Annotated in this window: 18 protein-coding genes; 5 read left to right on the top strand and 13 right to left on the bottom strand. The window is 43.2% G+C overall.

Annotation, left to right across the window (positions count from 1 at the left end; all coding sequences use genetic code 11):
- Window positions 1-34 precede the first annotated feature (34 nt).
- Window positions 35-550: a hypothetical protein gene (locus tag U1P77_RS08575; RefSeq protein WP_321154614.1), complete on the top strand. Its 516-nt coding sequence runs from the start codon at window positions 35-37 to the stop codon at window positions 548-550.
- A 285-nt stretch (window positions 551-835) separates the two neighbouring features.
- On the opposite strand, the gene lpxC is transcribed toward U1P77_RS08575, so the two are convergent.
- From lpxC to U1P77_RS08635, 12 genes are all read right to left on the bottom strand, one after another.
- Window positions 836-1,753 (bottom strand): UDP-3-O-acyl-N-acetylglucosamine deacetylase, encoded by a 918-nt coding sequence (lpxC, locus tag U1P77_RS08580; RefSeq protein WP_321154615.1) that lies wholly within the window; start codon window positions 1,751-1,753, stop codon window positions 836-838.
- A gap of 350 nt (window positions 1,754-2,103) precedes the next feature.
- Window positions 2,104-3,291, bottom strand: coding sequence for a cell division protein FtsZ (gene ftsZ / locus U1P77_RS08585; protein ID WP_321154616.1), 1,188 nt, complete (start codon window positions 3,289-3,291; stop codon window positions 2,104-2,106).
- Window positions 3,292-3,564: 273 nt separating this feature from the next.
- A complete protein-coding gene (gene ftsA, locus U1P77_RS08590) occupies window positions 3,565-4,857 on the bottom strand; it encodes a cell division protein FtsA (protein WP_321154617.1) in 1,293 nt (430 codons plus the stop codon).
- A 174-nt stretch (window positions 4,858-5,031) separates the two neighbouring features.
- A complete protein-coding gene (locus tag U1P77_RS08595) occupies window positions 5,032-5,829 on the bottom strand; it encodes a cell division protein FtsQ/DivIB (protein ID WP_321154618.1) in 798 nt (265 codons plus the stop codon).
- A 539-nt stretch (window positions 5,830-6,368) separates the two neighbouring features.
- Complete coding sequence (locus tag U1P77_RS08600) at window positions 6,369-7,496, bottom strand: D-alanine--D-alanine ligase (protein WP_321154619.1); 1,128 nt, start codon at window positions 7,494-7,496, stop codon at window positions 6,369-6,371.
- A gap of 154 nt (window positions 7,497-7,650) precedes the next feature.
- On the bottom strand, window positions 7,651-9,123 hold the full coding sequence (gene murC / locus U1P77_RS08605; RefSeq protein WP_321154620.1) for a UDP-N-acetylmuramate--L-alanine ligase: 1,473 nt from the start codon (window positions 9,121-9,123) through the stop codon (window positions 7,651-7,653).
- Between the two features lie 93 nt (window positions 9,124-9,216).
- On the bottom strand, window positions 9,217-10,314 hold the full coding sequence (gene murG, locus U1P77_RS08610; RefSeq protein ID WP_321154621.1) for an undecaprenyldiphospho-muramoylpentapeptide beta-N-acetylglucosaminyltransferase: 1,098 nt from the start codon (window positions 10,312-10,314) through the stop codon (window positions 9,217-9,219).
- Window positions 10,315-10,608: 294 nt separating this feature from the next.
- On the bottom strand, window positions 10,609-11,589 hold the full coding sequence (gene gshB / locus U1P77_RS08615) for a glutathione synthase (protein ID WP_321154622.1): 981 nt from the start codon (window positions 11,587-11,589) through the stop codon (window positions 10,609-10,611).
- Between the two features lie 88 nt (window positions 11,590-11,677).
- Entirely contained in the window at window positions 11,678-12,373 is a 696-nt protein-coding gene (gene pyrE, locus U1P77_RS08620; RefSeq protein WP_321154623.1) for an orotate phosphoribosyltransferase, read from the bottom strand.
- An 83-nt stretch (window positions 12,374-12,456) separates the two neighbouring features.
- Complete coding sequence (locus U1P77_RS08625) at window positions 12,457-13,425, bottom strand: hypothetical protein (RefSeq protein ID WP_321154624.1); 969 nt, start codon at window positions 13,423-13,425, stop codon at window positions 12,457-12,459.
- A 160-nt stretch (window positions 13,426-13,585) separates the two neighbouring features.
- Window positions 13,586-14,425, bottom strand: a complete 840-nt coding sequence (locus tag U1P77_RS08630; RefSeq protein ID WP_321154625.1) for an SDR family oxidoreductase — start codon at window positions 14,423-14,425, stop codon at window positions 13,586-13,588.
- A gap of 196 nt (window positions 14,426-14,621) precedes the next feature.
- Entirely contained in the window at window positions 14,622-16,688 is a 2,067-nt protein-coding gene (locus U1P77_RS08635) for an Lnb N-terminal periplasmic domain-containing protein (protein ID WP_321154626.1), read from the bottom strand.
- A 272-nt stretch (window positions 16,689-16,960) separates the two neighbouring features.
- Between U1P77_RS08635 and ampD the strand changes: the two genes are divergently transcribed.
- The 3 genes from ampD (at window position 16,961) to U1P77_RS08650 (ending at window position 20,185) form a co-directional block, all read left to right on the top strand.
- A complete protein-coding gene (ampD, locus tag U1P77_RS08640; protein WP_321154627.1) occupies window positions 16,961-17,590 on the top strand; it encodes a 1,6-anhydro-N-acetylmuramyl-L-alanine amidase AmpD in 630 nt (209 codons plus the stop codon).
- 270 nt (window positions 17,591-17,860) lie between these two features.
- On the top strand, window positions 17,861-19,411 hold the full coding sequence (gene murJ / locus U1P77_RS08645) for a murein biosynthesis integral membrane protein MurJ (protein ID WP_321154628.1): 1,551 nt from the start codon (window positions 17,861-17,863) through the stop codon (window positions 19,409-19,411).
- 144 nt (window positions 19,412-19,555) lie between these two features.
- On the top strand, window positions 19,556-20,185 hold the full coding sequence (locus tag U1P77_RS08650) for a hypothetical protein (protein ID WP_321154629.1): 630 nt from the start codon (window positions 19,556-19,558) through the stop codon (window positions 20,183-20,185).
- A 65-nt stretch (window positions 20,186-20,250) separates the two neighbouring features.
- Here the strand turns inward: U1P77_RS08650 and U1P77_RS08655 are convergent, their stop codons facing one another.
- Window positions 20,251-20,874, bottom strand: a complete 624-nt coding sequence (locus tag U1P77_RS08655) for a GNAT family N-acetyltransferase (protein WP_321154630.1) — start codon at window positions 20,872-20,874, stop codon at window positions 20,251-20,253.
- A gap of 288 nt (window positions 20,875-21,162) precedes the next feature.
- Between U1P77_RS08655 and ribF the strand changes: the two genes are divergently transcribed.
- On the top strand, window positions 21,163-22,215 hold the full coding sequence (ribF, locus tag U1P77_RS08660; RefSeq protein WP_321154631.1) for a riboflavin biosynthesis protein RibF: 1,053 nt from the start codon (window positions 21,163-21,165) through the stop codon (window positions 22,213-22,215).
- Window positions 22,216-22,294 lie beyond the last annotated feature (79 nt).

The following is a 22,294-nucleotide window of genomic DNA, read 5'->3' on the forward strand; positions in this document are numbered from 1 at the left end:
GTCGCCTTTATCACCTAATAGATGAGTCATTTCGATGTCAAAAAAACAGCCCAATCGGCTCGCCAAGCTTATCGATCATCAAGCTTTCGCTGGTAGTGCGCTACCACAAACCCTTGCTGATAATATGCGTCTCTATACACAGGCAACCCATGAGGTAAAAATGCTTCTGGTAGAGTGTCTACCTGAGGAAATACTTAATACCTGTTGGGTCGTGGGCCTAACGACTGAGCAATTGACCCTAAGTGTGGGCTCAATGACCGCAGCCAATCATATTCGCTACTTACAAAACGCCTATCTGCGAGTGTTAACAGAGCAGTCAATTACATTTCAACAACTCAAGCAGATTAGGGTCGTGGTAGCACAGAATCTTGCTGACAACCTATTATGTAAAGAACAATCAGCGTTTTCGACGACCTTATCAAAGCCTTATAAAGCCAATGAGAATAAGGCCTTTAGCCAAAACACAAAGCGGACTATATCACAGGCTGCAAAGCATGTCACCACTGATAATAATCTTCAAAAAGCACTTTTGCGCTTGGTTGATGAGTAAAATTCCTTACCTTACAATGTAATCTTATGTAAGTAAATTAAGAATTTCTGACTAATATCTCACGAATTTTCTGATTTCATAAACAAAAAAATCGTCTGGTGGTGACATCCAAAATATGAATGCCACCACCAGACGATTTTTTATGACCTAAAGTAACGGTACTATCTAGCTTTCCACTTCTTTATCAATCTTTTGCCATATTATTCTTCGATAATCGTCCTAATAAATACGGCCAACTTTGTAATCTTACGTAAATGTTGCGATACATCGTGTATGTTCGTGTGTTCATACGTCAACAGTTAACTCTGCTACAGACAAATACTCAATAGGACAGTTTACATTGTCATCAAAAGTTACAATTTCAAAGTTACTTTGGTCTGATAATATTTCACGTACCAATAAATTGTTTAAGGCATGACCAGATTTATAAGCATTAAAACGACCTAAAATGGGATAGCCAATCAAATATAAGTCTCCTAATGCATCTAAAATCTTATGACGGACGAACTCATCGGCAAAACGTAGACCCTCAGCATTAAGAATATGCTCATCATCGATAACAATCGCATTATCCATACTGCCACCTAAAGCAAGATTATTCTGTCGTAGCGCCTCAATATCACGTAAAAAACCAAAAGTACGCGCCGAGCTTAACTCCTCAATAAAGCTTTGAGTAGAAAAACGCAGCTGTGCATGTTGAAAGTCTTTATCAAAGGCAGGATGATCAAAATCAATTTCGAAGTTCAGTTCAAACCCTTCATAAGGACGTAGCTCTGCCCATTTATCATCAACTTTTACCCGTACTGGCTTTACGATTTTCAAAAACTTTTTTAAACCTTCTTGTTCACACAAGCCTGCTTGTAGTAGTAGGCCGACGAATGGTGAGGCACTACCATCCATAATCGGAATCTCTGAGGCAGAAACGCGAATTAATAAGTTATCAATGCCAAGTCCCGCAATCGCACTCAACAGATGCTCAACGGTGCCAACACGCGTACCACCAAATACTAGATTCGATGACATCATGGTATCTTGTACCAAAAAAGCACTAGCAGGAATCGGTGAGCTGCCGTTAATATCGGAGCGTTCAAAGACTACCCCCGTATCAACAGGCTGTGGATGAAACTCTAAGTCAACAGGTTCGCCACTATGCAGACCGATACCTGTGAGGGCTATAGCTGTTTTTATGGTTCGTTGGTTCATGGCTTCTTTCCCACATATCTTGTTACAATTGCCCTAGTGTACCATTACTTGACTCCAATTCGCTATAATTAAAACAGGCTAATTACTTATCTCTCTGATTGATATAGCTCATCATGAATAATTTTCTGGTAAAATTTACTCACTATGAGGGTAGAAAGATAACAGAATATAAGAAAAATTTTAATAAATCCCTATGTTTTACTACATTTATAGTCGATAGCCACCAAAAAACCAGCGTCAATGCGCTGGTTTTTTATTTATACGAAGGTATCTAAAGACTATGTAAGAATGGTAATAAAGAATAAGACTAAAAACTATTCATAGCTCTAACACCCATTCAAATAATTGAATTATTTATTCTGCTGACGTTTTAGATAATCTTGGATACTGTTGGTCTTGGTCTGCGGTTGCTCTTGGGTAGGCGAGCGCGTAATACTGTCTTGATACATTTGAGTTTGTGACTGCTTTTGACTGTTTAACGCACTGGTATGCAGATTAGGATCAACCGGTTGTGTGCTGGTAACAGAAGGAACTGGCTGCGGAGCCTCAGGTTCTGCATACTCATCTAAGGTCAGACCTGTGGCAATAACGGTAACGTGTAACTCATCGCCCATATCCTCATCAACCACTGAGCCATAGAAAATATTAGCGTCATCGGTGTCAGTAATGCCCTCAACGATTTCACTAATTTTGCTAAACTCATCTAGTGATAAGCTTTGCGAAGAGATGACGTTAACCAACAAACCTTTAGCATTCTCTAAACGCAAATCATCAAGTAATGGCGACTTAATGGCTTTTTCAGTCGCTTCACGAGCACGGTCATCACCGCTAGCACGGCCAACACCCATCATCGCATGACCTTTAGCAGTCATAGCGGTACGGATATCGTTAAAATCAATATTCACTAGACCTGAACGAGCGATAGTCTCAGCAATACCTTGCACCGCATGCATGAGTACATCATCTGCTTTTTTGAAAGCGTCTTGCATTGAAAGATTGCCGTAGACACTCATTAGCTTGTCATTCGGGATAGTAATAATAGAGTCCACAAAATTAGTCAGTTGCTCAATGCCAGCCTTAGCGGCTTTAATACGCTTACCACCTTCAAACTTGAATGGCGTGGTCACTACTGCAACGGTCAATACTTCCATTTCTTTAGCGATACGCGCGACCACAGGAGCAGCGCCGGTACCTGTACCACCGCCCATTCCGGCAGTAATAAAGACCATATCTGCGTTTTCGAGTAAGGCACGGATAGATTCTTCTTCACTTTCGGCGGACTCGCGTCCCACTTCTGGATTTGCACCTGCGCCAAGACCACGATTACTCTTTGCACCCAGTTGTAGCTTATGAGGAGCGGTTAGACGATCAAGGGCCTGTTTATCAGTATTGGCACAAACAAACGTCACACCTTTAATACCTTGTTGCACCATGTGTTCAACTGCATTGCCGCCGCCGCCGCCCACACCAAATACGATGAAGCGAGCCTGACCGTTGTTTTGAAGTTGATTATCATCTGGCATAGTGTATTTTGACATAAAAAAGATTCTCCAGTTGCAGATAGCATGATGAGCGATACGTGGTAACACACTCGCATGGCGTACTATCAACTTACTATATATAAATGTTTCTAAATAAAATAGGGTTTCGGCTTAAACAATCCATTTTAAGCTTAAAAGTAAATATATCATTGTTGCTTGTAACCTTGATTTTGACATCGCTCTTCACACTGTTGCATGATCTGAATGTCATAACCTGAGTACATCTCGTAAAGTGCTGTCTTCATTATCAAAGCACTTTTGAAGATATTATTACAATATTTTTTTGAGTACCCGAGTAAAACGCTGCCCTGCACTTTGAAACACACCTTTTACTCGGCCTTTCTGAATGGCTTCAGGCTCGCTTTTTTCACTGTGGCGAAACTGCTCGCTTTGGCTATATAATAAGGTACCAAAAGCCGTATAGTAGGCACGGTCATTAACCTGATTATTGAGTTGCTTAAACGATTCATCATTATCAAAATGGTTGTAAGCACTAATGTCAGGATGAGTATTGGTCAATACTACTGACATTTTAAGCAGTTTTTTGGCAAACGGCACCATACCTTTAATGCTACTGCCACCGCCAGTAAGTACGATACCGCGATCAATATAACTTAGCAGATCGGCCTCATGCAACTGGCGAGCCACTTCAGTAAAAATTCGGATATAACGCGCTTCAATGATTCGTGCCAAATTATACACATTGACATTAATCTCATCGCTTAAGCCTTGTGGTCTAAATATAAAAAACGAGCTGGGATCTACGCTATGGACATCAACGGTACCATGAGACTTTTTAAGTTTCTCAGCTTCTATCATCGAAATACCGATATCTGCTGAGATATCCATTGTCACTTCATGACTACCCGTTGCCACACAATGGGTAAAGATCAGTTTATTCTCTTTATAAACACAGATACTGGTACTACTGGCGCCAATATCTACCAAGCAAACACCTTGCTGACGTTCTTCTGCCATAAGGCTATATTCGGCGCTGGTAACGGCATCGAAAACAATATGATCAATTCCGACATCACAGCTTTGTAATAGTTTTTGTATATTTTGACGGCTGGCGACAGGCAGCATCATCATGTGATACATCACAGTGATATTGTGCGCCACTGTTTCAATCGCATCATCAACCATGAACTCTTGGTCATCAACATAAATGCCTTGCTGACAACAATGCATCAAATAATAATCAGAAGGTAGATCTTGCAACTTAGCATTAGATAAGGCTTGTACCATATCTTGAGCGCGCACCACTTCATCCTCTACGTCCACATGACCGGCACTATTTTTACTAGATAATTCAGGCGTTGCTAAGGTCAGCCAAACGCTGTGCACACGGCAATTTGCAGTATCTTCCGCTTCTTGGATGGCTTGTTTGATCGCGCCTTGTAAGCGTTCACGATGTTTGATTTGACCTTGATAAAAGTCACTGTTTTTAACTTGTCCCACACCCATAATACGAATGTCTTTTGCAGAGACAACACTGCCAATGACGGCATAGACTGCCGTGGCACTTAGATGAACAACAACCAGATTTTCAGTATTTTTCATGGTACCAAACAAATTATCGCTAAACAGGAGGCTGGATGACGTCCCTGTTAAGTCATTAGAATGAACGCTATAAAACGCTGTGATATCGAAAGCAAGATTCTTATGTTAAATAATTAATCTATACTATCAACCTATACTATTTATTTAGACTATCTACATAAATTAGGGTGCTGGCTACTCATCAGAAGTTTCCGTCTGCGGCGCTTTAATATTCCAAGCAATAGTGAAACCATTTTTATAACGTAAATCTATCGATTGCATATCATCGCGACGAGTATTTAATTGGTTACCGAGCAGCTGACTTAAATTCAGCAACTTTTGCGCGGTATTTTCATTATCAACGATAACACGAAGTCCATTATCAAAGCGAATTAGCCAAGTCATCCGTGGGGATAAAATAATGTCTTCAACCCGCATATCAAGTGGCGCATACCAACCATTTATTTGCTGCATTTGTTGCATAATAACTGGCGCTTGGGTCATCTCGCCTTGCAAGGTAGCAAACTGAACTTGGGTCAGCTCTCGGTCATCAGCGGGTACAAATACTGTCCCCTTAGCATCAACCAGCCGCTCTGTGCCAAAATTAGCCACTGCTTGCTTGGGCAAGGCCCTAACCACAATGCCGCTTTGCCAATCACGGGTTATACTAACTTGATCGACCCAAGAAAGACCCATAGTGATGTCTCTTAACACCTGCAAATCAGAGGTAAAGAAACTACTCACTCTCTGCTGGCCCATTACCCGCTGTAGGGCTTGGTATTGAGTGGCGGTCAGGCCTTGAGTGCTAACATGAATAGCTGCAGGCGGCGCATCACGTAACGCTTTACCGCCCATTATCAATATTAACAACAACATTCCTACTACCAACATCATAAAAAAATATTTAATGGCAATTGGTATTTGGAAACTGGCTTTCGGACGACGGGTCTTATCACTCATCAAGTCAGTTACGTCGTTGACAGTTTGAGCCATAGTGACCTTTATTCCTATATTCGCCTATGCTTGATAGGCACTATTTGCTTATATTTGTCTATTTATCTTTAACAGACGCCAGTATGTTGCTACTATTTTTATTTAAGATTCTGATTTCTTGATCATTTGATAGTTTAGTTATTTGATAGCTTAATCATTAAATAACTTAGTCATTAAATATTACTGAGAAAGCATTATTAGTCCAACTAATGAGTTTCATTAAAATTTTTTACTTGTCTATCTTGTAAGAAAAACTTACAAATTAATATAAATGCCACCAAAGTAGACCAATCATTACAATATTAACGTATTTTACAGTGAAACAATAGCTTAACCCATACTATGACTAACGAATTTACACAAGATTACATGACGCTGTGGTATAGCAGGGCTAGCGATACATTAAACGTCTTTCTTATCCATTTTCGTTCCGCTAAATATTTAGTTTTTTGAACAATCGCTACTGGTTCTTGCAACTGCCATTTTCTCATTGCGCTGACCTAGTCACTATAGTAATTGCTATAAGCCGTTTTAGATTACTATAGAGTCTGCGCTAGGATATGCCAGCATAAGGTGTCAAAATCCATACCACGAGCTTTGGCTGCCATAGGGACTAAGCTATGGCTAGTCATGCCTGGTACGGTATTAATCTCGAGCAGCCAAAAGTTGCCAGCCTCGTCTTGCATCGCATCGATACGTCCCCAGCCTTTGGCATCAACAGCGCGAAAAGCGGCAAGGCTCAAGTCTTGTAGATGTTTTTCGTCAGCGGTGCTTAAGCCGCAAGGGATATAGTAGCTGGTATCATCACGATTATACTTAGCTTCAAAATCATAAAAGTTGGTAATGTCAGCAGGTTCTAGACGAATGACCGGATAAGCCTCATCATCAACAATAACGATGGTAAATTCGCGTCCGGTAATCCAGCGCTCTGCCATCACCGCATCGCCGCATTGAACCGCAGTTGCATAGGCGGCAGGAAGCTCATCAAGATGATTAACCTTAGTCATGCCAATACTTGAGCCTTCATGTACTGGCTTGATAATCAGCGGCAGCCCCAGCATATTAACCACTTGCTGCCAATCGGTGTTGGCAGTAAGCAATGAAAACGGCGCGGTCGATAAGCCGCACCCTTGCCATAGCTGCTTGGTACGTATTTTATCCATACCCAGTGCCGATGCTAAGATACCTGATCCTGTCTGCGGAATATCCAGCCACTGCAATACCCCTTGTAGCAAGCCATCTTCACCGCCGCGACCATGCAAGACGTTAAACACACGATCATAATCGCGCAGCTCAGCAATATCTTGATGCTTCGGATCATAATGGGTGGCATCAACGCCTTGATTTTGGAGAGCTTGCAATACAGCCGCGCCGCTATCTAAGGACACGCTACGCTCGTTACTGTTACCACCATAAACAACGGCTACTTTGCCAAACACACTAGCATCTAACGCTGGCTTAGAAGCTACTACTGTATTTTGACTCTGCTCATCACTTGGTACTTTCTTATCATCTTGCTCAGTTTGAGCAGCAGCAGCCAGTGCGGACTCTGGGTTGATAATATTAACCGCACCCCAATCCTGATTGTTATCAGTTAGATCTTTGCCAGTTAGATCATTAGAAGCTTCATTATTTGTTTTATTATTGCTGTTGCTATTACTGGTCATGACGATGGTTCCTAATGTAGTTCCTAATATTTTCTTGATGCTTTGCCTGATATCTTAATGGGCACCATTAATAGGCACAATATTATCAAGCTACGAATAATTTTATGGGTATAACTCTGTATATAGCTATTAGGATATAATTTATTTTAAGTAGTTATTTAATATATAAAGCATTGGCGGCCAAGTCAGTCGCAATTTGACCTATATTTCCAGCACCTTGGGTAAGAAGCATATCATTCGCTTGTAACAAACGTTGCATGACTGGCGCAATATTGTCTTTATCAATAATAGTGGGCTCAACCACGCCGCGTAAGCGAATACTACGTGCCAGTGATTTAGTATCTGCACCGGCAATGGGGCTTTCGCCTGCTGAATAGACGTCTAATAACAAGAGCTCATCGACACTAGAAAGCACTTCGACAAAGTCATCAAAGCAATCGCGGGTACGGCTATAGCGGTGCGGCTGAAATAGCATCACTAAACGGCGCTCAGGGAAACTTTGACGCGCTGCCTTAATGGTGGCATCGACTTCTCTAGGATGATGACCGTAATCATCAATTAATAATATGTCGCCACCATCGATGGCAACTGAAGGATGCTGTTCAAAGCGTCGACCGACGCCTTCAAATTTTTGTAACGCGCGCTTAATGGCCTCATCATCAACACCTTCGTCAGTTGCCATGGTAATGGCAGCCAGCGCATTATAAACGTTATGAATCCCAGGAATATTTAAGGTCAGGCGCAGAGGCTCATGATCGCGGCGCAGAACGGTAAAGTGGGTTTTGGTACCTTCGACGATCACATCAATCGCCTGTACATCGTTGAAAGGCTCAAGTCCAAAGGTCAATACCGGACGTGCGATATCATCAATCATCGCATACAGTTCCGGGTCATCACCGCAGACTACAGCGAGACCGTAAAATGGCATGTTTTGTAAAAACTGGATATAAGCCGCTTTCAACTTCTCAAAGCTGTTCTCATAAGTTTCCATATGGTCTTGGTCAATATTGGTCACAATCGCTGCCATCGGATGCAGCGATAAAAATGACGCGTCTGACTCGTCTGCTTCAGCGACTAAAAACCGGCTACTACCCAGCGCCGCATTTTTACCGGAAGCATTAAGCTTACCGCCAATCACATAGGTTGGGTCCAGCTGTCCTTCAGCAAGCATGGTAGTCAACAAACTGGTGGTGGTGGTTTTACCATGCGCGCCAGCCACTGCAATGCCGTGGCGATAGCGCATTAGTTCACCAAGCATATCAGCGCGGCGTACTACCGGCAGACGCGCTTTAAGCGCCGCTTTAATTTCCGGATTGCTGCGATCAATTGCGGATGACACTACTATCACGTCAGCATGCTCGATATTTTTAGAGTCATGTCCGATAAATATCTCGATACCAATGTCCTGTAAACGCTTGGTCACTGGGCTTTCGGTAATATCTGAGCCACTTACTTGATAGCCTTGATTGCTCATCACCTCAGCAATACCGCACATTCCTGAACCACCAATACCTACAAAGTGCAAATGCTGAATGCGGCGCATCTCTGGAATCTCAATCAGACGTTTAGGCAAAGCTTTCGTGATGGGCGCAGCAGATACGGCATTAGCAGAAGTGGTTGGGGACATAGAATTCTCTCTTTATTAAGGAATAATAAATACGGGTGCATCGAATATAAAAACAAACAGTCATGACAATGGACGCTCAACTCATCACGTTTGCTACAGCGCTTGCCAAATAATATTCGCGACTTGTTGACTGGCGCTACGATTGGCAATAGCATGACCTTTCTCTGCCATCTCCAAGCAAGTACGCCGATCAAAAGCAGCAAGCTCATTACTTAAACGCTGAGGTGTCAGCTCAGCTTGCGGTAATAAAATGGCGGCATCATGCAATGTTAGAGTGCGAGCGTTAGCCGTTTGGTGATCATCGACGGCACTTGGCAGTGGTACAAAAATTGCCGCTATACCGACGTTTTGAATTTCGGTAACCGTCAACGCGCCAGCACGGCAGACAATGACATCTGCCCAATTATAAGCGACTGCCATATCATCGATAAAAGGTTGCACAGTGATCTGGTGTTGGCTTAAATCTTCGCTGTCATAAGTCGCTTGCGTTTGCGTTTCATTATTACGCCCACATTGATGACGTACCTCAAATGGGCGAGCTGTCAACGCTAATGCTTTGGGAACGGTGTCATTTAAAACTTGCGCACCCAATGAGCCACCTACAACTAATAATCGTAGTGGAGACTTATCCATGACATCATAACGAGCAGATGGCGCAGCAACGCCAGTAATAGCATTGCGCACCGGATTGCCAACAGTTTCAAGCTTAGTACTAAACTTAGCATCAAGCTGACTATTGGCAAAGGTATTCTCAAAAGCTTGCAACACCTTAGTAGATATTTTAGCCAAGTAACGATTGCTCATACCCGCAATCGCATTTTGCTCATGAATAATCAGCGGCGTGCCCGTCATGCGCGCAGCAATCCCGCCAGGCGCGGTCACATAACCACCAAAACCTACTACCATATCAATCTTATTACTGCGAATAATTTTAATGACGGCCATAGTTGCTGATAATAAAGTCACTGGCATTTTGAGCAGTCGCCCTACCCCTTTACCACGCAAACCTTGCATAGCAATAGCATGAAACGTATAGCCAGCTGGTTCGACCAAGCCATTTTCCATACCATTTTCTGTACCAAGCCAATGAATGACCGCACCGCGCTGAGTCAACGCCTCACTAACCGCAAGCGCTGGAAAGACATGCCCGCCCGTGCCAGCGGCCATCATTAATATATGCGGTGTTTTCATTACCCTCTGCCTTTCTTATCTTTATTCATTAATATTAGATTTTAAGCGCATCACTTTGCGCCATTAACTTTACGCCATTAACTTTACGAAATTGAGTAGTCACGTTAAGGCTTATGAAACCCAGTAAGCAACCACAATGTCAAATCCCGCATAGTATAGAGGAAATCATCCTCATATATACAGTGTTTTATAGATTAAATGACAGAATAATTGATGCTTAAGTGACTGTATTGACAGACAATAAAAAACATCCTACTTCTACTCTAACAACCTCTCTTCTTTCAAAATACGTCTCTAACAGCGTGCCTCTATCGCAACTATCAAGTCGGTCGCAATATCAGTGTCGCATTGATCATCAATCTCACGTACACAAGTAGGACTGGTGACATTAATCTCGGTAATACGGCCACCGATTAAATCTAATCCAACAAACATCAAACCCTTTTCTTTAACAATTGGCGCGACTGCTTGTGCTACTTGGCGCTCAACTTCGGTTAATGGCATTGCCACCCCGCTGCCACCTGCTGCTAAATTACCGCGGGTCTCACCTTTAACCGGAATACGCGCTAGGCAATAATCTACTACCACCCCATCGACAATCAATACGCGCTTGTCACCTTCTTTAATCTCTGGCAAATAACGTTGGGCCATAATCGGTAAGGTCTCAAGTTCGGTCAATATCTCCAGCGTTACTCCGATATTTGGGCTGTCTGCGGTCAGACGAAATATTCCTGTGCCGCCCATACCATCAAGTGGCTTAACGATTACGTCTCGCTGATCAGTGATAAATTGACGAATATGTGCTTGTTTACTGGTCACAATCGTTGGGCTCATATAGTCACTAAACCAAGTCGCAAACAGCTTTTCATTACAATCCCTAATGGCTTGCGGGTCATTGACGACTAGTACGCCTGCGGCCTTGGCATGATCAAGCATATAAGTGGCATAAATAAAGCGCATATCAAACGGCGGATCTTTACGCATTAAGATCACATCATAGTCGCTAACCGGACCAGTGCCTTTTTCACCTAAAGCATAGAAATCCTGAGGATCACGCTGCACCGTTACTGGTTGCGAGTCTGTCATCAACTGACCACGATCAAGCCATAAGTCATGAATTTGACAATAGCCCAACGTGTGCCCACGATCTTGAGCCGACCACATCATCGCCAAGCTGGTATCTTTTTTATAATTGACCTGCTCGATAGGATCCATAATGACTAAGATATTCAAAGAGCGGCTAGGCAAAGATTTTTTAGTGTTTAATTGGCTCATGATAAGACTCGCTTACTTGATGTTGTTGTTATTAATAATACGACACGTATACAAAGACGTCAGCAATACGCCATATGTTTACGGCAATTTATACGCCGTATTGCGCACGATAATGCTGCATTCTTGCAAGTTGGGTCGCGTCTTTATACTGACTACTCCCATCAGCAAGATAACCGATTAAATCATCCATATTTACTAGGGCGCGTACCGGTACTTGCAAGGTTGCTACTAACTCTTGAATAGCAGAATGCTCAGCCAAACCTTTTTCTTTACGATCTAAAGCAACGATAATGCCGGCAACACTGGCGCCTGCTTGCTCTAAAATATCGATGACTTCACGCATAGCCGTCCCAGCAGTGATGACGTCATCAAGTATCCACACCGATTTATTACTGACATCAGCACCGACTAAATTACCGCCCTCACCGTGGATTTTGACTTCTTTGCGGTTATAACCCCATTCGGCATTGATACCATGATGTAGCCACAATGCTTGCGCGGTGGCAGCCACAAACGGAATGCCTTTATAGGCAGCGCCAAAGATGACTAATTCTTTATTACTAGCACTATCAGCGTCATTATTATTAGCAGTCATTTGTTCAGCTAACGCTTCAGCATAACCGCGTGCCAATAGCGATAGCATCTCACCAGTCGCTAATAAGCCTGCGTTAAAGAAATAAGGACTAATACGTCCAGACTTTAGAATAAACTCGCCAAACTTAAGCACCTTATTGTCTAAAGCCAACTGGATAAAGTCATGAGATGAAAACGAAGTGGGATGCATGAGCCTTCCTTATAAACAAAAAGTTGATCAGCCAATCGAGAAATAGATCAGCAAAAAATTTGCGTTATTGTACGCATTATTATTCAGATTGACCAACCATTGATATGGTAATCGGGCATATTGGCATAGCGGGTCAGCAGACCACAACGTGATGAGATATTAAAGTAACATTCTCCATCAGCGCGTATTTGAACATCCCAGCCCAAATGATAAGCGGCAACAATGATGTGCCCTGCAAACAGTCGAATTTGTCGATATTGATTGCGCTGCATCGGTGCTATAGATAACTGACTAAGCAAATAGCTGCGAACGTATTCACAGATTTGTCCCGCGCTATAACTTTGATTGATGCTTTTTCGGGTAGGACATTGCTTCAATGCATGGACCGCCACACTACAAGCCATAATATCGGTTGCTAAGCTGCCCTCACCGCCTTCAAACTGTTGTGGCTGCAATATCACTTGCCAATCATCTGCATACAAACTACTGAGCAACTCATCAGGGTCATAGCTATTGGCTGTTTTTTGTAGTTTATTTTTTTTGTCATCGACCGTAGTTTCAGATTCCGTAAAACCATAACGGTTAAGATTGGGATAATGTCTGACAGCGCGCTGAATATCTGCCATATCCAGCAAGGTCATGTGCTCAAGCGAAGACAATAAGGGCTGCTCGCTATAATTACGATAAAAACTATCGGGCAGCGTAATCAGCTTAGCAGCATTCAACAGCGCTAAATGCTCAGCCAATGCCTCAGAGCCGATCAGTCGCCACTTAGATAGCGAATCCTCATTCGGCTGAGTAAAACGCACTGATTTACCATAAAGGCGGCGCAGCTGACCATTGCCACGGCGCGTTGGCTCTGGAATGTCTCGAAGCGGACGAGCGGGATCGAGGGGCGTTTGGTTGGGATCAAAGTTAGGGTGCACAATAGCAGGCTGCTCGCTATCCGGCAGATTAGATAATCGCCCAACGCTGCCTTCTGCACCCTTACCCTGCCCTGATAATAACGGGGCGCTAGATAAACGATCTTCAGAAGTAAATGGCTGGGTCATGAAATCTCCATAGGCTATAAAATATAAAACTAAAACTAAAACTAAAACTGAAAAGCAGTTATAAAAACAAAACAGACAAAATAAAGGTCAAATACAATAATCAACCTTTAATAGCATTAAGTAGTAGCATTAAAGCGACTAATTATACCAGTCTGCTATCTCATTCTTGCTGCTGCAAGATATCACGATAACCTGCCTGCCAATCAGGATAATTTAGCCAAGCTAGCGGAATATTGCTGTGTAGACGTTTACCTGTAACTGATATTTTCTTACTATCAACTTCTGGCGGTGTCTCACCTACTTGCTTACTGAGCCAAGTAGTCAGCTCAAACGTGGTCACCGGCAGATAATCAGTGGCAAGATAGATGGGCTTTGGTGCATCTATCATTAGCACTTTGGTAACAATCGTCACCAAATCGCGATCCATAATACGGTTGCTCCAGCTCTCAGCTGCTATAGGATCTTTTTGTGACTCTTTGGCTTTACGCAGACGCATCAACCGCTCCCGGCCATAAATACCACTCGGACGAATGACAATAGCCTTTTCACCAAACCCTTGTTGCAACGCTTGTTCTGCTTGCAATATCACCTTTGACGCATCACGTTCAGGGGTAACAGGCGCGGTATGCTCATCGATCCATTGCCCATCGTCTTGCCCATAAACACCGGTTGAGGAGATAAACACTACCCGTTCAAGCGCTTCTAATGTATTCGCAAGCGTTGCTAAGTGCTGACAAATACTTAAATAGCTGTCGTTATAACCGCTAGTCGAATACTCATCAGGAGTCACAATAATGGCAATACGCGTAAAACTCTGTAATTGCTCGGCGCTAAGTGTTAGTGCATCCGCTTGGATAAAGTCAGCTTCATTATCTAGGGCATAATGTTCACGTTCACTACGTGCCAATCCCGTGACTGCCACCTTATCTTGAGCCAGCATATTGGTTACCGGTAGGCCAATATCGCCTTGACCAATAATGAGTAATTTTTGAGTGGACATAATCTATCCTTATTTATAACTGTGTTTTCAGGCTGTTTTTAAAAAGGTGTCTTCTTTACAAGCCGTTGATTAGGCAACGTAAAATATTATTTTTTATACTTAGGACTGCTTAAAAATAACGTCTATATGAGAGCTGTATATCGTCATTAGCATCGACACGATCTTGCCAATCATAATTGGCATTAAGGCGTAGCGCCTACTTTTTATCAATATCATATTGTAGACCAAGCGTGGTAATCGGCTGCCAATAATGACCGCGGACATCAGGCTGGTTGCTGTCGCCATGATACCAATATGGCAATTGTAATTCAGCTTGCGCACGTAACTGATTGTTAATCTGATAGCGGCAACCAGCGTTCACCCCTGCCCCAACCCGAAAGCCTTTATTGATTCCACGACCTGCTTGTGCCGCGCCAGTAGCAAAGGTATAGCACAGCTGCGGCGGCATCTCGCCGGTAACTAGTCCCGATGAGCCAACGCGCGGGGTACCAAATGCCCATGACCAGCCTGTCTCATACTCTATACTGCCCACCAAGTGCGACTGACCCTTGTCTTGTGAGCCGTCATCGATACGGGTCGCCTCAATACTCACGCCCCATGTTTTGCCTTTTTTGGCAGAATTGACAGGGTTAAAAGAACGCCCACGAATCAAGGTAAAATTCTGCAAAACCACACTTTTTGGTTTGCTATTGCTCTTTCCTTCATCAGTATCATAAAAACGTAACGTGGCGGCCAGACCTTCTAAACCAAAAAACTGTGGAAACCCTGACGCGCGATCAAGGCTGTCATGGTAGCCAGCACGCAGTCCGAGATCGATATAGCTATTATCACCGCGATGCCCAACACCGATATGACCGAGCTGTAGCGGATGGCGATCTAACGGATTATTATCCGCCACACTAATAGGACGCGTCAGTAGCGATTGACCATCGGCTGACATACTTGATGCTGGATTAATATCCGCTGATTTAATATTATTTAACGCTGCTTTTGTTGTCTTTTGATAGCCTAACTGCTGGCGAGACTGTTTGGCTTCATTAAGCTGTGCTTGGCGTACGGTGCTATCGGCTGGCGTATAGTTATTATTTTCTAGCAGATTTTCATCACTTAACAGCTGAATCACATCAGAAGGAATGACCGCATAAGGCAGCTGGCTCAACAAATGCTTTTGCGGGCGTACCACATCAATTAAGCGCAGAATTTCAGAAGCACAATTATCAGTGGTGAAGTAATACGGTAGTGCCAAGTCTTTGGTTTCCCAGACGTGAGACATAATTTGTCGGACTTCCGCTGGCGTCAAAGCCAACTGATACGTCCAGGTATCACGCTCATCGTCTTGTAAGTATTTGGCCAGCTTTTTTGGATAAGGGTCAATTTCGATCTTATTATTGTAAAGACCCGTCATCGACTTGATTGCATAAATCACAAAAGGGTCATCAGGATTACCATCGACCGTATCGTTGAGTGCATAAGCATGATGGATTTGGCTGGGGTCTGCCGCACTGGTGGGTGAATCAATGCGCAATAAGGTATGGGCAAAAGCAGAGAGCGGATTGTCTAAATACTCTTGAGCAAACATGACTGACAGTTGCTCAGGGGCTAGAGTTGCCATCCAGTTATCAAGCTCTGGACAATCAGCTTGTAGGCGCGAATCATCGATGTTTAAAGTATCTGTCAGCCATTGCACCCGCGCAGGGAAACGGCACAATACAGAGTTATTATTGGTCTGAATATTGCTACTATTATTAGTAACGGACTTTGTCAATTCTTTAGCAAGCGTGACCAGCATGGCGTCAAGTTCAGCGCCTGAGTCTTGTTGACCCTTGGTACTTAAAAAAAAGTCTTCGTCATCGACGAGACTTTTAGTTTTACCTTTACCAAAAAGGCTTTTTTTGTCATCAATAAAATATAATAATCGTCGCCATGTTGTATGCTGGGCAAGGTTGTTTTGTTGTACTTGCTGACGCCATGTTGTTAGTAGCTGTTCAGCCTCAGTATTTTGCAAAGGCATTGTGTCGTTATTATTATCAGTATTATTGTTAGCATCGCTAGTCGCTGTCGTTATTGCAGCATTTGGTTTTGCCACAGCTGGCTGTAAAGTAGGCGCTAATTCACCTGTGGTTACTACCGATTGCGGTGTCGGCAAAAATGCCTGGGCCTGCGCAGTTAAAAGCAGCCCTGCAATTGCTAAAGGCAATCGTGCGCTCTGACCTATCGTGGTTAGCACACAATCTACGGATAGGGATTTAAGATTCATCGACATGAGGTAAAATCTCGCATTGTATAATTCATACGTTAGTAGCGCTATTAGGATATGTTTAACTGTCACGAATAAATGCTACGAATAACTAACTTTGAATTCGCCATGCTTATCATTAACATTGTATATAAAATAAAGAAGATACGCTGATATTCATGTGTGGCTGGTATCCGTTTTAAAATGAACCAACTATATCTTATATAAAGTCTTATTATAAAAATGACTCGATGCCCACTTATAGCAGATCTATAAAAACCATTATAAAAGAGAATATTATGCCAAAATCGTCTCAGACTGACTCATTAATGACCATTAATGACGGTCGCCTGTCGGCAGCCACGTGGCTGTGCTCACCGAATAGTGACTCGCGTCCGGATGGCATCAGTATCGACGCTATTATCGTCCATAATATCAGCTTACCACCGAACGAGTTTGGCGCCTGTGACGCTAATGGCTTGCACTACGTCAAAGCATTATTTACCAATCAATTAGAGTGGCAGGCGCATCCCTATTTTCAGACTATTCAGGGCGCAGAAGTTTCAGCGCATCTTTTTATTGAGCGTGATGGTGCAATTACCCAATTTGTGAACTTTAATAAGCGCGCATGGCATGCAGGCAAATCAAGCTACCTTGGTCGTCCTGAGTGTAATGATTATAGCATTGGTATTGAGCTTGAAGGCTCAGATTTTGTGCCATTTACCGCCGCCCAATATGAGGTACTGGCGCAAGTGGTCGCAGAATTATATAAAGCTTATCCTAAGACCCATCGGCATCTAACCGGTCATAGTGATATTGCCCCCGGTCGTAAGACCGATCCAGGTGATTATTTTGAATGGACAAGGTTGCGTGAGAGGGTGTCTCAACAGCTCATCACATCTCAACAATTTAGCTATAGTAAATACTAAATCAAATAGATGTGGAATATCAACTGGTATGGTTGGCAAAATTTTCTCGCTTGCTGTGCGGCTCCGCCACTCTAGAGGCTTCGGAATTTTCTCCAGCTAGGGTATGTCTGTTTTAGAGTGGACCAACTATATTTATTAACACTCTACACTCTAAATTCCATACCTAATTCATTTATCCACCGTGTTATGAAAATGCTATAATCCGTCAGTTTTTTTAACCTTAGTAAATTAATAGACAACTTAGCAAACCAATAGGCACAATAGGCTCTCATGGCAAAAAGTCGGTTATTTCGTTCAACTATGGTTGTCAGCAGTATGACCATGTTGTCGCGTGTTTTAGGATTGGTACGTGACATCGTTTTATTAGGAGTCTTCGGGGCAGGTGGCCTGATGGATGCCTTTTTGGTCGCTTTTAAGATACCCAACTTTTTACGGCGTCTGTTTGCCGAAGGCGCTTTTAGCCAAGCCTTTGTGCCGGTGTTATCAGAATATAAAGAAAAGTATAGCTTACAGCAGGTACAAATTTTAGTTAGTCGTACCTCAGGGGCGTTATTGCTAATCTTATCGATGCTCACCGTAGTGGTGATTTTGATGGCACCCTGGGTAGTGACTTTATTTGCCCCTGGCTTTGCCGATCAGCCCGATAAGTTTGCTATTACCGCTGAACTATTACGCCTGACCTTCCCTTACCTATTATTTATCTCCATGACCGCTTTTGCCAGTGGTATTTTACAAAGCTACGGACGTTTTGCTGCACCTGCTTTTGCGCCGGTATTATTAAACCTCTGTATGATTGGCGCGGCGCTGGTCTTTGCACCTATGTTTGAGACGCCCATTATGGCGCTCGGCTATGCAGTGGCCATTGCAGGATTATTGCAATTATTGATTCAATTGCCGCAGTTGTCGAAACAAAAGCTGTTGGTGCTACCTAAAATTGATTTCCAGCATGAAGGCGTCAAACGCATTTTAAAGCTGATGCTACCTGCTATTTTTGGGGTATCCGTTACTCAGATTAACTTGCTACTCAACACCATATTTGCCTCGCTTATGATTGGTGGTTCGGTCTCGTGGTTATATGCTGCTGAGCGTATGAGCGAGCTGCCGTTGGGCCTAATTGGGGTGGCGATTGGTACGGTTATTCTGCCAAGTTTATCAAAAAGTGAAGCCCAAAAAGATGATATCACTTTTAAAAAGACCATCGATTGGGCCGCACGGCTGATTGTTGTGGTCGGTCTACCCGCTGCAGCAGCATTGTTCATACTCTCTGATGTGCTGATGCAAGCGCTATTCTTACGTGGTGAATTTACCTTACGTGATGCGCAAATGAGTTCGCTCGCGCTACGTAGCATGGCGGGTGGTATTTTAGGCTTTATGCTGATTAAAGTATTTGCCCCAGCATTTTTTGCGCGTCAAGATATTAGAACGCCAGTGAAAATCGGTATTATTTCGGTCTTTGCCAACATGATTTTTAGTGTGATTTTTATTGGTATATTTTATTTACTTGAGATTCCGTTACATGGTGGTTTGGCACTGGCGACTACTGGTGCCTCTTTTGTCAATGCTGGCTTGTTGTATTATTTCTTACACAAACGCGATATTTTCCGTTTTGGTGCGCATTGGAAAAAGCTCTTTGCTCAGTTTTTAATTGCCACAAGTGCCATGGTGGGCGTACTTTATGTGATGCTGCCTTACTTCCCTACCGACGAGGCACAGTGGCAACGTCTAATTGCGCTGCTCATTATGTGCGGCGTTGGTGCAGCGGTGTATGGGGCGGTATTATTGGCGACTGGTTTTCGTCCGCATCAGCTCAAGCATGGTTAAATGGGTTATGGCTGTTTAGCGACGCTTTACTAACTGGCGACGCTTTACCAAACAGGCACAAGGTTCAATGAATTATTGACTGTTAATAACGCTAAGAGTTGTCATAATTGCTTATTAATAGATAAAATAATTTTGAGGTTTGATATGACAACTAAACAGTCAACGTTTCAACGGTTGCCAATGATGCTCGCCACAGGTGTATTGAGTACAGGACTACTATTAAGTGGTTGTAGTAACAATGATAGCGTAGAAACAGAGGTTGCTATGGATGAAACCGCTGACGTCACCTCTCAGGACTCAGTGACGACGGACCAAACGACAGCGATTAGTACTACTGATAATAAAAACGATGCAGAACAACAAACCATTACCCCCGATGATAATGAGACCACGACGGACACCGCTACGGTTAGCGACGTTACCAATCCAGCAGCAGATGATGATAAGCAGCCAAGTCTAGTAAAAAATCCTACCCAAGCAGGTACGCCAGAGGACACGGTCAAGCAAGCACTTGATACTCTATATTATGGCGATGTTAAACAGGCCGCGAGCTATTATAAAGTTGATATGGCAAATTTCGTTGATGAGCTTGCCAAGACTCAATATGCTTTCCAGCAGACAGTCGAAGGCGTTAGCATTACGGATACTAAATACAATAGCGATAAAACCCGTGCCACTATCTCAGGTGAGCTGAGGCTAAAAGACCAAAGTGAGCCTGCACCCTTGACCTATGAGCTACAAAAAATAAATGGCGAATGGAAAATTTTGGGCTAAAAGCATTACGCGTAAAGGATGAGCAGCAGTAGCAATAAGGCTAATTTTTGTCTTACTCTGCAAACTCATTCATCCGATGTTATCGTTTTGCCTAGCATGACCACGTCAGCGATAAAGCCTTGCATATCACAGACTTGTGGCATGTAGCCCCACTGCTCAAAACCAAGCTTATAAAACAAACCTAGGCTTGGTTGGTTATGAGCAAAGACAAGCGCTACTACGTTTTTAATACCTAAGCTTGGCGCTTGAGTTAGCATCCAGCGGGTTAATAAGCTGCCAAGCCCTCTTCCCTGATAGTCTTGGTGCAAATAAACACTAATTTCACTACTGATGTGGTAGGCAATACGCTCATATAAATCACTAAAACTACCCCAAGCTATAATAGTAGGTGATGGTTTTGTCTGATCAATTTGAACGCTTTGATCACTTTGATCACTTTCAAAAATAGTATTTATTGTTTTAATCACATAAATCGGACGGCTAGGATTGTTAAGGTGATCATCAAACCACGCAGCGCGTTCCTCAGTAGTGACCGGCACTAAATTGGCCGTGGCCTGTTTGCCAGCGATACTTTGGTTATAAATGGCCAAAATAGCTGATAAATCCTCAATACCTGCACGCTGCACTACAAATTGATCATTAAGCTTATCTATCATTAATATAGGCGGCGCAGCGTTAATATCAGACATAATAGTTCTCATTATTAGTGATTTATAGTTATACCAAACCTAAAAAGCAGGCTAGCTTTGTCAGACTCTCTAAGCTTACTACTGTAGTGCTTGCATCTGTCGTCCTCGTTATCTTTAGCTTTTGGGGATGGTATTAGTAAGGGAACGTTAGAAATGGGGTGTTAAAGATGGGCCTTTAGTAATGTCAGCATTGCTATTTTACTTTATAATGGCTGGCTTTAGACACCTCAACTTTTATTAATGATGTGTTTTTCATTTTTTATTTGGTCTAATCATAGCTGTAAATTTATGAATACCTATTTTCTTGAGCAACTGATTGCGTTACCAAGCACGGCGCCTACGGATACCAGCCTAATAGAGTTAGCGCCTTGTGTGCTTACTATTGGCAACTTCGATGGTGTCCATCTGGGTCATCAAGCGATGCTCGCCCAAGTGCGCACATTGGCGAATGAGCAAAAGCTGAGCGCGGCGGTAATGATATTCGAACCACAGCCACGCGAATTTTTTGCACCGGCTACCGCCCCTGCGCGCCTGACTAATTTAGCAGAAAAACAAGCCTTGCTAGCCGAGTACGGGGTCGAAACCTTGATCGTAGCAGGTTTCGATACTGATTTTCGTTCATTGTCTGCACAAGCTTTCGCTGATCTTTTGGCACTGCGCTTAAACGTACAGGCATTAGTATTAGGCGATGATTTCCGTTTTGGCCATGATCGTACCGGTGACAGTCAATTTTTGCGTAACTATGGCTTGCACGTGACCAACCTACATACGGTCACTGACGACAACCCTATTAATAACAATACGGCTGAGCGTATCAGCTCTACCCGCGTTCGTGATTTATTATTAGCAGGTGATATCTCCGCTGCCAATCAGCTACTTGGCCGTGATTACGCTATCACTGGCTTAGTGATTGGGGGTGATAAAATTGGCCGTACCCTGGACTTCCCAACTGCTAATATCGACTTGGCGCGGCTAAAACCCGCCTTACACGGTATCTTTGCGGTCGACGTGGTGGGTCTTGATAAGTATGGACAAATCATACCTAACGGACTAACTACATTAGCAGAAAATGAACAGACAGGGGTAGCCGGTCTGCGCTCGCATAGCTTATTTGGTACGGCTAGTGTTGGTATCAGACCGTCCGTCGATAAAGGACATGACTGGCGCCTAGAAGTACATTTCCCGCAGTTCCACGCGGACTTATATGAACAAACATTACACGTTCGATTTTTGCATTTTTTACACGGTGAACGTCATTATGACGGTCTTGAGGCGCTAAAATCTGGCATCAATAACGATGTCACAGATTTACTTGAATGGCGTGCGCAGCAGCCTGATTAGCAAACTGCATATAATACGAAAACAAAACCCACAAGCGCGAGCGTTGTGGGTTTTTTATTACTAATTTTTATTAATTTAG

The organism is Psychrobacter sp. LV10R520-6, assembly GCF_900182925.1.
Taxonomy (GTDB): domain Bacteria; phylum Pseudomonadota; class Gammaproteobacteria; order Pseudomonadales; family Moraxellaceae; genus Psychrobacter.